The sequence below is a fragment of the Vibrio sp. 14G-20 genome (genome assembly GCF_026241515.1).
GTDB lineage: Bacteria > Pseudomonadota > Gammaproteobacteria > Enterobacterales > Vibrionaceae > Vibrio.
The window spans coordinates 243,994-257,575 of sequence record NZ_JAPHPW010000001.1 but is presented as its reverse complement, the minus strand read 5'-3'; the positions used below and the strand labels follow the sequence as shown (position 1 = coordinate 257,575).

The window sequence follows — 13,582 nt, the reverse complement described above, 5'->3', positions numbered from 1 at the left end:
CGCGTATACCGATAAACAGAGTTCTGGAGCAAAGAGCAATAAGTTGGTGAAGAAAATGAAAAGAGCATTTATTTTAGTTTTAGATTCATTCGGTATCGGTGAAACAGCGGATGCAGACAAATTTGGTGATGTAGGTTCTGACACTATGGGCCACATCGCAGATCATTGTGACCAAGGTCTTGCAGACAATGCAGATCGTAAAGGTTCACTGACACTGCCAAACCTGTCTAAGCTAGGTCTAGCGATGGCTCACAAAGAGTCTACAGGTCGTTTTGCTCCTGGTATGGATGCAGACGCTGAGATCATTGGCGCTTACGGTCACGCTGCTGAGCTGTCTTCTGGTAAAGACACGCCATCAGGTCACTGGGAAATCGCGGGTGTTCCTGTACTGTTTGACTGGGGCTACTTCACCGACAAAGAGAATAGCTTTCCAAAAGAACTGACTGACCGCATCCTTGAGCGTGCAGGCCTGTCTGGTTTCTTGGGTAACTGCCACTCATCTGGTACGGAAATCCTAGATAACCTAGGTGAAGAGCACATGAAGACTGGCTTGCCTATCTTCTATACTTCTGCAGACTCTGTTTTCCAGATCGCTTGTCACGAAGAGACATTCGGCCTGCAAAACCTATTAGACCTGTGTCAGATTGCTCGTGAAGAGCTAGAAGATTACAACATTGGTCGTGTTATCGCTCGTCCGTTCATTGGCCCAGGTAAAGGTCAATTCGAACGTACTGGTAACCGTCGTGACCTTTCTGTTGAGCCACCTGCAGCCACCATTCTTCAGAAGTTGGTTGATGAGAAGGGCGGTAACGTTCACTCAATCGGTAAGATCTCTGATATCTATGCGGGTTGTGGCATCACTCAGAAAACCAAAGCAACAGGTATCCCTGCGCTATTTGAAGCAACCAAAGAAGCGATCAATGAAGCGGGCGACAACACTATCGTGTTCACTAACTTTGTTGATTTCGACTCAGCTTATGGCCACCGCCGTGATGTTGCTGGTTACGCAGCGGCACTTGAGTACTTCGATGGTCGCATCAATGAAATCATCGAAATGATGAAAGAAGATGATGTACTTATCCTAACTGCAGACCACGGTTGTGATCCGACATGGCCAGGTACAGACCATACTCGTGAGCACATCCCTGTGATTGTTTACGGTCAGAAGGTTCCAGCCGGTTCTTTAGGCCGTCGCGATACCTTCGCTGATATCGGTCAAAGCTTAGCGTCATACTTTGGTACATCGCCAATGGGACACGGTACAAGCTTTCTATAATAGTTAACGAAGAGAGAGGGAAACCTCTCTCTTCTTTTTTTGTTTTGAGATTAAGGATATTTTCAATGGCTACTCCACATATTAATGCTGAAATGGGTGATTTCGCTGACGTAGTTTTAATGCCAGGCGACCCGCTACGTGCTAAATACATCGCTGAAACCTTCTTAGAAGAAGTGGTTCAAGTGTGCGACGTTCGCAACATGTTTGGTTACACCGGTACTTACAAAGGTCGTAAGGTTTCGGTAATGGGACACGGTATGGGCATTCCATCTTGTTCTATTTACGCGACTGAGCTGATCAAAGACTTTGGTGTGAAGAAGATCATTCGTGTGGGCAGTTGTGGTGCAGTGAGCGAAGATATCAAAGTGCGTGATGTGGTGATCGGCATGGGCGCATGTACTGACTCTAAAGTGAACCGTATTCGCTTTAAAGGTCATGACTTTGCAGCTATTGCGGATTACAAAATGGTGCGCGCGGCAGAAGATGCAGCCAAAGCTCGCGGTGTCGGCGTAAAAGTCGGTAACCTGTTCTCGGCTGAGTTGTTCTACACGCCAGATCCAGAGATGTTCGAAGTAATGGACAAATACGGTATTGTTGGCGTAGAGATGGAAGCTGCAGGTATCTATGGTGTATGTGCTGAATACGGCGCAAAAGCTCTAACGATTTGTACTGTTTCTGATCACATCAAGACCGGTGAGCAAACCACATCAGATGAACGTCAAACGACTTTCAACGACATGATGGTTATCGCATTAGACTCAGTGTTGCTTGGTGACCAAGAATAATATTTATTTGTCTTAGCTTAGTAAGTTAACAGATAACAAAAAGCCCCGTTGCTGCCTGAGCGTCGGGGCTTTTTATTGGATCTTTGGAGTTTAGTCGTTATGAGCTTACATTCTTCAACAGTAAGTTCTCACCAGACTTAGTCGGTCTTCTGCGAATCAGCATGATGAACAACACGCCACTCACAAACCCCATCAACACCATACCGATCATGTAGCGATCACTTTTACGGTAGTGGTGATCAGAAATCGCCGTCATCTTACCTGTTTCAAAAGTCACTCGAATAAAGCCGATGATCGTTTTCTCTGGAGAATAAATAGGTTCGACTAATTGTTGTCTGCCGATACTTGCTGTTGAAAGTGGCGTATCCAAGCCTAGAACCTCGCGTACCGAGAGGGCTTTTTCACTCGAAGCCAGTCGAATACCCTCTGCATCATAGATGGTGGTATCGAACACCAGTCGGTCTTGAGATAGCTGGTTAGTCAGATCAAGTAATCGCTCTTGGTCTTGTTGCGTGATCATCTTGCTTGCTGAAAGTGATGCCTGAGAGATAAGCAGCTTGGTAAGAGTTTCCAACTGTTTTGCTTGGATCTTCTCGTTACCTTTACTGATCACGACCGTATTTTTAATCGTTACAACGAACATGGTAGCCAACAAAATGAGGGCTAGCATTCGTAAAGCGTTACGTATTGAGAACAATGATTCATTCATGTTTCACGAAGCCTGAAATAAACAAATGTTATGATTAAGACATATTGAGACTTGCGTTTTCAAATTGCAATAGGTTAACGTTTAGCATAGTTAATTAGGAATCATACACATGGACGCTCAGAAATATCTGCCGATTAAAAGGCATACAACATTATTAACTCGACTCCCCGAGACTCGTTTCGCTTCTCAACTCGCTAAGGCAAAGGCCAACTGGATTGTATTTGGCGAGTACCTATCTCCACAATATTTTGATGACATCGACTTTTTCACTGGCACTTACAACACCATTCTTGATACGTGGAAAGTTGGGCATTATGAAGTGGCACTAATGTCTGGAAACTTAACGCCGCTACATGAAGAAATCCTACAGGCTCTAAAGCTTGATTATGCTTGCCTTAGCGAGGTCCCAGACTTATCTAAGCCAGGTTTGATTGTGATGGATATGGATTCCACAGCGATTCAAATTGAATGTATTGATGAAATAGCAAAGCTAGCGGGTGTTGGAGAGCTAGTCTCTGAAATCACAGAGCGAGCAATGCAAGGTGAGCTCGATTTCGAACAAAGCCTACGCCAAAGAGTGGGAGCACTGAAAGGTGCGGATGAGTCGATATTAGAGCAAGTGCGTCAGTCTTTGCCATTCATGCCAGACTTGGTCGGACTGGTGAATACTCTGAACAAACTTGGTTGGAAAACGGCGATTGCATCAGGTGGCTTTACTTACTTCTCTGACTACCTGAAAGATACCCTTGATCTTGACCACGCTCAGTCAAACACGCTTGAGATCGTCAATGGTAAGTTGACGGGTGAAGTCTTAGGTGATGTTGTTTCGGCGCAGACCAAAGCGGATATCTTGGTAGAGTTGGCTGAAGAGTACGAATTGGAACTGCACAATACCGTTGCCGTTGGTGATGGTGCCAATGACTTGGTGATGATGGGCTCTGCAGGTTTAGGCATTGCCTACCACGCAAAACCAAAAGTAGAGCAGCAAGCTCAAACTGCTGTGCGTTACGCAGGTTTAGGCGGGGTGCTGTGTATCTTGTCGGGTGTATTGGCTAAGCAACAGAAGATCAGCTGGCAAGCGAAGCCTTAGGGGGCTCCCTAAGTGCTATTGGCTATGTATCTTATTTAGCAATAGTGGCTCAGATACAAAAAAGCAGGCTATCAGTCTGCTTTTTCTATTTTAAGTTAAGATGCGGTTCGAAGTTAGCGTGTTAGCTCCAATCGAATCAGCACTTCATCGGTAATGTCTTCAATCTCACCATAGCCGATAAAAGCGGTGATCTCGTTCTCTAGCTTTTTCGCTTGGTGCATGCTAATTCGTGCCAGTTCTTCTAAGTCCGATTGGAACAAGGTGGTCAATGGGTTAAAGATTGGCGCGGTTGTAACACGCAGCACATACACATCACCTAAGTGCTGCGCCTTCTTAATGAATAAGATGCGTTCTTTTGCCGAAGCGAAATCTTTCACGAGCTTGGTATGCACCGATTGGATCTTGTCACCAAACTTTACCGCAGCAATATAGACGTCATGATGTTTAGGCTCTGCGCCTTCGATTCTTTTCATTGGCTCAGCCAGTAATGAGCTAGTGTGACCCTTAAATATTGGCTCTAGTGAGAACTTTTGGTTGTGTCCAAGCTTAGCCAGTAACGTTAGGTGCTTATTCAGTGGGAAATTCACACCAATGATCTTACAGCGCAGCGTTGAGCTTGGCTTATCAATGAAGATCGGGTTACTGACCATCTTGCTTAGCAATATATTGTGCAACGATTCTAGCAACGAGTTCGTTGGCAGTATCTCTTGCTTCTTAATCAGTTTGCTTTGATTTTGGTCGATAAGCCCCTTAAGGAAAGCGATGGTACGCATTGTCTTGGTATTCTCGGCAATAACCAATTGCACGTTACGGCCATTCGGGCTCACTCGAATTACATGGTAAGGCACCGTGCTCAGTGGCAGGTTCTTGTCATAGAGCTGCAGTTCATTGAAGTTCACTAATACCGGATCATTAATCTTGAGTACCATCGGGTGTTCAAGGCTAATGCTCAGTCCACGCTTCGAGATATCTAAGGTGTGTCCGTTCGCCGCGGCGCCATCTTGTGATGTCAGTTGCAACGGTGACTTAAATTGGTATCTCGGCTCTTTACGACGAGTTTGAGAATCAAAGTAGATGCTTTGAATATTGCCTACGACAGTACGCGGGTGACGGAAGCGGTTCAATTCACTGCTTGGAATGCGTGGCTTTTCACTCAAAAGATAGTCAGCTGCACTTTCGTAATCGCCGATCTCTTGTAAAATTCCGCAATGCGTCAGTTGAGCTGAGCTTTGAGCCAGCGTATCCGAGTGTTTAGCTAATGCTTGTCGCTCGGTGTCTGAAAGTTCGAAAACCGAGAACTTGAACGCCTTCCAACTTTTACGTTTACCACCGATGTGCCAGAACAGTTGTCTTTGTTCACGAGAGGCTTCAGGCAGCATCATTGAATAGAACAAGGTCTTGCTTTGGTGTTCATGGGTAAAAGAGTAGATAACGTTACTGGTTCCCTTCACTCCTGGTTTCGCCAGCAGGTTCATACGTTGCTCGTTGAACAGGGTGCCCAGCGCTTGTTGATTACGCTCGTCGTGCCAGTATTGCCATAACGGGTGGTTGTTATCCGTCAGTAGGGCAAGCTTGAGTTCGCTACCGCTGAAGAACAAAGGCAGGTTACAGGTATGTTTTAGGTAGGTGTGTTCGATGCCTCGTGTACGAGTTCTAATGATCCTATCTTGGTTCTCATGGCTGGTTTTCTTACTGGTGCTATTTAAAGACTCATCAAGCAAACGAGCCACAATATTATTGTCGCTAACCTTGATGGTTCTTAGAAATTTGACCGCGTTGTTCTCGTATGATTCATCGATACCCAGAACACGAAATTCAACTGCTTGATTAACATCGTTTTCTTGGGACTTTTCGATAAGCTCTGAGAACTTAACGCTGATGATTTCACCGAGGTTGTATCGAAAGGCGCTCGGCACCTTGAACTTTGCACCCGACGGGGAGATATCAACCGTTACACCATGTAGGCTTTGCCCTTTCGATGTGGTGATCTCAACCTGCGAGCTAATCTTGAGTCTGTTCTCTTGACGCTTTAAGTCGTAACCTAGGTTAATAGCTTCCGCTTCATACGGGCTATTGGCGCTAGTAATATCGAGGTTACCTTGAGAAGACGTTTTAACAACGCTCAGAGGCTGAGTTCGCGGAGTCATGACTAGCTCCCATGCGCCTTCTGTGTAACCCTTAAACTTTTTAGTACCACGTTGGTATGCGTTTAACGCGATGTCATCGAGCCAGTGCTTACGGCCGTCTAACGTGAACTGACGACATTCATTATCAATGCGCCCACGTAAATCAATGCTCTTTGTACACGGAGCCATGATACGATTCAGTTCCATTTTAACCAGCAGTTTTAGAGACGGAGATTCGCCTTCTGTCATTTGAGAAAGAAGGAATTCGAAATCTTCGGCGTGGTAGGCCGGGATAAGACGTTCTGCTACAGATAGAATTTCAGATTGTTGCATACTTTTCTTGTTAGAATGGACGGTGCATTTATGTTATCGACTAGTTTAAATCGATCTTTAAGTATAAGTGGTATGACTGCAACGTTTATTTTCACCCGTACGGTCAAATAAGTCACAAATTGACAACATCATTGTGTAACTGAGTAAATTATTGAGGTTTTATGGCTAAGGCAAAACGAGCTTATGTGTGTAATGACTGTGGTGCTGACTTTCCACGTTGGCAGGGGCAGTGCAACGCATGTGGTGCTTGGAACACGATTACAGAAGTTAGACTAGCGGCTTCACCTCAAGTTGCGCGTAATGAACGACTCAGTGGTGGTTATGCGGGTGGCACAACAGAATCTTCGGTTCAAACCCTCTCAGAGATTGATCTGCAAGAAGTCCCTCGCTTTAGTAGCGGTTTCAAAGAGCTCGACCGCGTACTTGGTGGCGGTGTCGTTCCTGGCGCTGCGATTCTGATCGGTGGTAACCCAGGGGCGGGTAAATCAACGCTATTGTTGCAGACCATGTGTCAGCTCTCTTCTCAACTGCCGACTCTTTATGTGACAGGGGAAGAATCCCTACAGCAGGTTGCAATGCGCGCCTCTCGACTTGGGTTACCAAAAGAGCACTTAAAAATGCTCTCTGAAACCAACGTCGACAAAATCTGTCAGGTCGCAGAGAAAGAGCAACCTAAGATCATGGTTATCGACTCGATCCAAGTTATGCATGTTGCTGATGTTCAATCATCGCCAGGGAGTGTTGCTCAAGTTCGTGAGTCAGCAACCGCACTAACGCGCTATGCGAAACAGAATAACGTTGCTGTGTTCTTAGTGGGACACGTAACTAAAGACGGTACTCTGGCTGGCCCCAAGGTACTTGAACACATTATTGACTGTTCCGTGCTGTTAGATGGCGGAACCGATAGCCGCTTTAGAACGCTACGTAGCCACAAAAACCGTTTTGGTGCGGTTAATGAGTTGGGTGTGTTTGCAATGACAGGCCAAGGCCTGAAAGAAGTCAGCAATCCATCCGCTATTTTCTTGTCTCGCGGTGAAGAAGAAACCTCAGGCAGTTCCGTGATGGTGGTTTGGGAAGGGACGCGTCCACTTCTTGTTGAAATCCAAGCGCTGGTGGACTATTCGCAGCTGGCAAACCCGCGTCGTGTCGCTGTCGGCCTAGAGCAAAATAGGCTTTCGTTGTTATTAGCGGTGCTGCATAAACACGGCGGCTTACAAATGGCTGACCAAGATGTGTTTGTGAATGTCGTCGGTGGTGTTAAAGTAACCGAAACCAGTGCTGATCTTGCGTTGGTGATGGCTCTACTTTCAAGTTTCAGAGATCGCGCATTACCAAAAGATGTGGTGGTATTTGGCGAAGTAGGCCTAGCGGGTGAGATTCGACCGGTACCGAGTGGGCAAGAGCGTCTTAATGAGGCATTTAAACACGGCTTCAAGAAAGCGATTGTACCAGCGGCTAACATGCCTAAGGGGGGTATTCCTGGAATGCAGATCCATGGCGTGAAAAAATTATCAGAAGCAATTAATGCTTTTGATGAGTTGTAATTGAGCTCACTTCAGCTACTCTATACAGCAGAAATTCAGTCTAACTTAAACGCCAATTGCGCTTTAGATTAGCACTAAACTAAACAATCATTTAGATTGTTTCTACAGATTGCCTTTTTTTATATGTTAGAAAAAGGCAAAGTTTTTTAGTCCCAAATGCATGCAAAGCTATCAGTCTTCACAGATTGTGATATACTCTGCGCGCATTTTATATCCTATTAACAGAGTAAGACAATGGCAGATTTATCGAAATACAGAAACATTGGTATTTTCGCGCACGTTGATGCGGGTAAAACAACTACCACTGAGCGTATCCTTAAGCTAACTGGTCAAATCCACAAGACTGGTGAAGTACATGATGGCGAATCAACTACTGACTTCATGGAACAGGAAGCTGAGCGCGGTATTACTATCCAATCAGCAGCTGTAAGCTGTTTCTGGAACGGTCACCGTCTAAACGTTATCGATACTCCTGGACACGTTGACTTCACAGTTGAAGTATACCGTTCTCTTAAAGTACTTGATGGCGGTATCGGTGTATTCTGTGGTTCTGGTGGTGTTGAACCTCAATCAGAAACTAACTGGCGCTACGCTAACGAATCAGAAGTATCTCGTCTGATCTTCGTTAACAAACTAGACCGTATGGGTGCAGATTTCTACAACGTTGTTGACCAAGTTAAAAACGTTCTAGGTGCTACTCCTCTAGTTATGGTTCTACCAATCGGCCGCGAAGATGAATTCGTGGGTGTTGTAGACCTTCTAAGCCGTAAAGCATACGTTTGGGATGACACTGGTCTTCCTGAAAACTACGAAATTCTAGATGTTCCTGCGGACATGGTAGATGACGTAGAGCAATACCGTGAAGAGCTAATCGAAACTGCTGTAGAGCAAGACGATGACCTAATGGAAGCTTACATGGAAGGTGAAGAGCCTTCTATCGAAGACGTTAAGCGTTGTATCCGTAAAGGTACTCGTGACCTAGCATTCTTCCCAACTTTCTGTGGTTCTGCATTCAAGAACAAGGGCGTACAAATCGTTCTTGACGCTGTTGTAGATTACCTACCTTCTCCAACTGAAGTTGATCCTCAACCTCTAATGGACGAGAACGGCGAAGAAACTGGCGAACACGCTATCGTTTCTACAGATGAAACTTTCAAAGCGCTTGCATTCAAAATCATGGATGACCGTTTTGGTGCTCTAACTTTCGTTCGTATTTACTCTGGTAAACTGAACAAAGGTGACACGATTCTTAACTCATTCACTGGCAAAACAGAACGTGTTGGCCGTATGGTTGAGATGCAAGCTGATGACCGTAACGAACTAACTAGCGCACAAGCTGGTGACATCATTGCGATCGTTGGTATGAAGAACGTGCAAACTGGTCACACTCTATGTGATCCTAAGCACCAAGTAACGCTTGAGCCAATGGTATTCCCAACTCCAGTAATCTCAATCGCTGTATCTCCAAAAGATAAAGGCGGTTCTGAGAAAATGGGTATCGCGATCGGTAAAATGGTTGCAGAAGATCCATCTTTCCAAGTTGAGACTGACGAAGAAACTGGCGAAACTATCCTGAAAGGTATGGGTGAACTTCACCTAGACATCAAGGTAGATATCCTTAAGCGTACATACGGCGTTGACCTAACTGTAGGTGCTCCTCAAGTTGCTTACCGTGAAACTATTACTCAAGCAATTGAAGATAGCTACACGCACAAGAAGCAATCTGGTGGTTCTGGTCAATTCGGTAAGATCGATTACCGTATCAAACCAGGCGAAGCAGGTTCTGGCTTCAAGTTCAACTCTGTAGTTGTGGGCGGTAACGTTCCTAAAGAATTCTGGCCTGCAGTTGAGAAAGGCTTCGCATCTATGATGGAAAACGGCGTACTAGCTGGCTTCCCAACTCTAGACGTTGAAGTTGAACTTTTCGATGGTGGTTTCCACGCAGTCGATTCATCTGCTATCGCATTTGAAATCGCAGCGAAAGGCGCATTCCGTCAATCTATGCCTAAAGCTGGCGCGCAACTTCTTGAGCCAATCATGAACGTTGACGTGTTCACTCCAGACGATCACGTTGGTGATGTTATCGGTGACCTTAACCGTCGTCGTGGCATGATCAAAGATCAACAAGCTGGCGTTACTGGTGTTCGTATTAAAGCTGACGTACCTCTTTCTGAGATGTTCGGTTACATCGGTCACCTACGTACTATCACTTCTGGTCGTGGCCAATTCTCTATGGAATTCGCACAATACGCACCATGTCCAACTAACGTTGCTGACGAAGTGATTGCAAAAGTTAAAGCAGAAAAAGAAGCTGGTAAGTAATTAGCCCTTTTCTCAATTAGCTAAAAAAGCCCCGCAAGTGAAAGCTTGCGGGGCTTTTTGTATTTAGGGGTAAACTATTTAAGTTCATAGGTTTAGGTACATAAAACCATAAAGGCGAATGAATTATTACAATAAAGCCCTCTTATTTACTCACGGCATTACCGTTACTTTTAATGTTATGGTGTCAGAGTAAATCCCCGCCCGCGCGAAATCAGTGTTACCTACCTTTACTCGTAGCGGAATGTTTTTTCTATTGAGTTGTTGAGTACTTGGAACAGCAGAGCGAGAGTATCGGCTAACGTTCGCATTGTTCACGGTAAGCTGATAAGGGATTTGGTTTTCATGTTCTTGGGAATGTCTTAGTTTTCCATAGCGCTGTGATACTTCAATTTGAACATTAGCATTTGATATCAGAAGGAAATTCGTAGAGTAAGATTGATTGGTCGTGAGCTCTCCAAGAAGAAAACGATATTTGTTTTTACCTCTATTAACTAAATTAGAGTCCGCTGTGTCAGGGGAAAATGATACAAATGGGGCGACAGTTAAAGCGACCTTTTGAGTTTTGCGATATGTCTTATTTTCCTGCTTAAATTGGACATGGGCAGTACCATTGTAAGTGTTTGCATGCGCGACTTTCGCTTGTTCAACCTGTAACCAAAATTTCGTTATTTGCCCTTCAAGCGGAATAATCACCCCTTTACCTGACGCATAAGACAGTTGTGAAAAGCTTCTATTGAGAACTTTAATCGGCAACTTAGCATTGCTTCCTGCAGAGATAAACTGCTGGCTATTTTTGTTGTGTAGGTAAAAGGTAACGAACCTTGGTTGGCAGTTCTCTCTATTTTTCGCAAACTCGATATACATCGGTATGTAAGCGTTCATATCGCGCTTATAAGTAATATTGCTATTGTCTATTTTTATCGCCCAGTGATTAGCGCAATCGGCAAGCAGGGTAGGCGAGAACCACATTAGGCTTATTGCTATCAGTAGTCCTTTCATTGTGGACCTCCTTTTAGGTAAATATCAGGTAGGTAGATAAGGTTCTTATTGGTCTCCGGAATCTCAACCTGAGTATTTTCAAATGGGGTGATTTGTAGTGTATATAGGCCTGACGCTATATTTTCTAATACAAACCGACCACTTCGGTTGGTGAATAATTCATATGTTTTTTCTTCAGACGTAAATTTACCGACCTTGAGAGCAATGGCTTGGCCATCAGAGCTGTAAAGCTGCCCAATAATAGTTTTAGAGGCTTCTGACCCTACATAGATCAAATGGCCAGTTTGTGCTCCTGGGGTGATTTCATGCAAATAATCACCGATGTTATAACCTATAGGTGCTTCGGGAGAATCAACGTAAACGTTAGAAGCTTGGTGAGAACTGAGCCGTACGGCATTACTGAATGACTTCGTGGCGACGGCTTCAGCCGGTTGCTCGGCGAATGCATTTATCTCTACATCGGCATCTAATGTGTCATGAACTTTGACGATGGCGATGGGCCCGTTAATTGGGCGCGACCAGGTGGCAGCACCACTGGTGAACGTTAAAGAAGTGCTTCCTCGCAGAGCGGCAGTTTGGAAGGCATCACTATTGTCAGACTCATTGTGAGAGACTTCGCTTTCTAAATTAAAGCGGTTACCAATATAGTCCGCTTCCAAACCATAACGTTGAGTCGAAGATGTGCCCTCAGTTGTCAGTGCATAGCCATAGCTGCCTGCATAAACATCGGTATTTTTTTCAAACTGAGCTCGGTAAGAGTCTGGTTCATTTGAATAAGATGCGCTGGCATTGTAATCACCATTTTCTGAGGTCCAGTCCCAATCAAAAGAGAATAGATAGCGCTCTTCATTGATATTGTCATTGGGGTCGTCTTCTTGCTCTACGCCAAAAGTCATTGTGATGCTGTCCCATACCCAAGACAGCTCTCCCGACCCTAACCAACGAGGTTGTAGATCATCAAACTCTTCGTAGCTGCCGTTAAAAATGAGAGTGAAATTGTATGGCATGGATATGGAGTATCGAGCGTTAGTACTGTAACCCGTATCACCAACATCCGTTTGCCACGGTAGCGTATAATAGTTGTCTTGGTATTCGTAGCTTAGTTGGAGGTTTGGTGAACCATAGCTTTGGCTACCCCAAATTTGATGCGAGTAATCAATGCTATAAATAGAACCGACAGCATTGTTGAATGCATTGTTTTGTCCACTGACTCGAAATGCTATGTTGCCAAGATCAGTACCAAAGGTAGATATAATACCGAGCTGCTGGCCATCGGGGTGATACAAGCCATTAACACCAACGGTCGTTGTGTCTGACAATCCATAGTCGTAAAAACCATTCGTTACCCATTGATCTTTGTCATAAGAAAACTTTTGGTCAATAAAAGAAGAGACTAGCCCACTATAGAAACCAAAGTCAGAGATACCAGCTCGAAGTAAGCGGGAGTTAAAAAACTGGCTATAAATAATGGTATCAGTACGACCAGATTGATACGTCAGCTCAAGACGAATGTCGTTGTTACCCGAACTTAATGGGAAGTCATCTAAGGAGTAGCGTCCTGGAGGAAGGCGAATTTCACTGTAGAAAGCGTCATTAATATAAATCTCTACATTAGCACTTTCATTAAGAACTAAAGGTTGTGTTCCGCCATTTTGGATATTCCTTGTAGGTTGTAAATCTTGGTAGAGCCTTTCAAATGCAACTCCGCCGTTTGCTACACTAGGGATATGTCCAGCGTTGGTGTTCGTTATATCTCCAAGTGTAAGTCGCCACGGGTATTGAGGTTTATCTATAAAAAGTCGGAACTCTCCTCGGTATAAGTCACTCGATACATTATTCCCGCCATCAACAAAAAGAGGAAGATCAATATTGACTCCCTCAACCCCTCCAATATTGGCAAAATTGAGCCATTGTATCTCCCAATCTTGCAGTTCATCGTTGTTGAGTTGTGTGTACTCTGTAGAAAGGTTAAAGCTGTTCTGCCACACCCAAAATGCAGGCTCCGAGTAATTCGCTAGGTCATAAGAGCCTGTGAAGTTTATATCGTAAATTTTGTTTTTGTCAGTATCGATGGCAAGATTAATGCTGAGTTGGGTAGGGTCATAGGTAGCATTTATCCCTAAACGAGACAGCTGATCTAAAGTGATGGTTGGAGATGAAAATTGAGTGAGTGACTGGATCGTTTCGTCGGTAACAATATCGGCAAGTAATGTTTTTAAAGACTCGACTTCAAGGCTGCGAATTGTTTGCCCATCAGATTCTGCAATCACTTCCCCAATCGACAGATCGCCTCTTGATACCGGGAAAGGGAAACTCCAAAACTGTTCAGCAACAGAGGTATTGAAGAGAAATACGATGAGTAGCAGTAGATCGCGACTTTTCATGACTACCTCGGTAT

General features: G+C 44.6%; 9 protein-coding genes. 5 read left to right on the top strand and 4 right to left on the bottom strand.

Going from position 1 to position 13,582, the window contains the following annotated elements; all coding sequences use genetic code 11:
• The first annotated feature begins 55 nt into the window (after nt 1-55).
• Nucleotides 56-1,276, top strand: a complete 1,221-nt coding sequence (locus OQJ75_RS01195) for a phosphopentomutase (protein WP_060982612.1) — start codon at nt 56-58, stop codon at nt 1,274-1,276.
• Nucleotides 1,277-1,341: 65 nt separating this feature from the next.
• On the top strand, nt 1,342-2,061 hold the full coding sequence (deoD, locus tag OQJ75_RS01190; RefSeq protein WP_017066980.1) for a purine-nucleoside phosphorylase: 720 nt from the start codon (nt 1,342-1,344) through the stop codon (nt 2,059-2,061).
• Between the two features lie 97 nt (nt 2,062-2,158).
• On the opposite strand, the gene OQJ75_RS01185 is transcribed toward deoD, so the two are convergent.
• Nucleotides 2,159-2,770, bottom strand: coding sequence for a YtjB family periplasmic protein (locus OQJ75_RS01185; protein ID WP_076655999.1), 612 nt, complete (start codon nt 2,768-2,770; stop codon nt 2,159-2,161).
• Between the two features lie 109 nt (nt 2,771-2,879).
• On the opposite strand from OQJ75_RS01185, the gene serB reads away from it, so the two are divergent.
• Nucleotides 2,880-3,860, top strand: coding sequence for a phosphoserine phosphatase (gene serB, locus OQJ75_RS01180; protein ID WP_265970562.1), 981 nt, complete (start codon nt 2,880-2,882; stop codon nt 3,858-3,860).
• A gap of 113 nt (nt 3,861-3,973) precedes the next feature.
• Here the strand turns inward: serB and OQJ75_RS01175 are convergent, their stop codons facing one another.
• Nucleotides 3,974-6,319, bottom strand: coding sequence for a PilZ domain-containing protein (locus OQJ75_RS01175; RefSeq protein ID WP_265970561.1), 2,346 nt, complete (start codon nt 6,317-6,319; stop codon nt 3,974-3,976).
• A 161-nt stretch (nt 6,320-6,480) separates the two neighbouring features.
• On the opposite strand from OQJ75_RS01175, the gene radA reads away from it, so the two are divergent.
• Nucleotides 6,481-7,863, top strand: coding sequence for a DNA repair protein RadA (radA, locus tag OQJ75_RS01170; protein WP_248372591.1), 1,383 nt, complete (start codon nt 6,481-6,483; stop codon nt 7,861-7,863).
• Between the two features lie 234 nt (nt 7,864-8,097).
• Nucleotides 8,098-10,185, top strand: coding sequence for an elongation factor G (gene fusA / locus OQJ75_RS01165; RefSeq protein ID WP_265970560.1), 2,088 nt, complete (start codon nt 8,098-8,100; stop codon nt 10,183-10,185).
• A 150-nt stretch (nt 10,186-10,335) separates the two neighbouring features.
• Here the strand turns inward: fusA and OQJ75_RS01160 are convergent, their stop codons facing one another.
• Both OQJ75_RS01160 and OQJ75_RS01155 read right to left on the bottom strand, forming a co-directional pair.
• Nucleotides 10,336-11,184: a hypothetical protein gene (locus OQJ75_RS01160; RefSeq protein WP_265970559.1), complete on the bottom strand. Its 849-nt coding sequence runs from the start codon at nt 11,182-11,184 to the stop codon at nt 10,336-10,338.
• Nucleotides 11,181-13,568, bottom strand: a complete 2,388-nt coding sequence (locus tag OQJ75_RS01155; protein WP_265970558.1) for a pilus assembly protein PapC — start codon at nt 13,566-13,568, stop codon at nt 11,181-11,183. The genes OQJ75_RS01160 and OQJ75_RS01155 overlap by 4 nt, the downstream gene beginning before the upstream one ends.
• Nucleotides 13,569-13,582: the final 14 nt, after the last annotated feature.

Excerpts from the sequence above, each read along its gene's own strand:
- OQJ75_RS01195 (WP_060982612.1), top strand. The coding sequence starts at position 56 with ATGAAAAGAGCATTTATTTTAGTTTTAGATTCATTCGGTATCGGTGAA.
- deoD (WP_017066980.1), top strand. The coding sequence starts at position 1,342 with ATGGCTACTCCACATATTAATGCTGAAATGGGTGATTTCGCTGACGTA.
- OQJ75_RS01185 (WP_076655999.1), bottom strand. The coding sequence starts at position 2,770 with ATGAATGAATCATTGTTCTCAATACGTAACGCTTTACGAATGCTAGCC.
- serB (WP_265970562.1), top strand. The coding sequence starts at position 2,880 with ATGGACGCTCAGAAATATCTGCCGATTAAAAGGCATACAACATTATTA.
- OQJ75_RS01175 (WP_265970561.1), bottom strand. The coding sequence starts at position 6,319 with ATGCAACAATCTGAAATTCTATCTGTAGCAGAACGTCTTATCCCGGCC.
- radA (WP_248372591.1), top strand. The coding sequence starts at position 6,481 with ATGGCTAAGGCAAAACGAGCTTATGTGTGTAATGACTGTGGTGCTGAC.
- fusA (WP_265970560.1), top strand. The coding sequence starts at position 8,098 with ATGGCAGATTTATCGAAATACAGAAACATTGGTATTTTCGCGCACGTT.
- OQJ75_RS01160 (WP_265970559.1), bottom strand. The coding sequence starts at position 11,184 with ATGAAAGGACTACTGATAGCAATAAGCCTAATGTGGTTCTCGCCTACC.
- OQJ75_RS01155 (WP_265970558.1), bottom strand. The coding sequence starts at position 13,568 with ATGAAAAGTCGCGATCTACTGCTACTCATCGTATTTCTCTTCAATACC.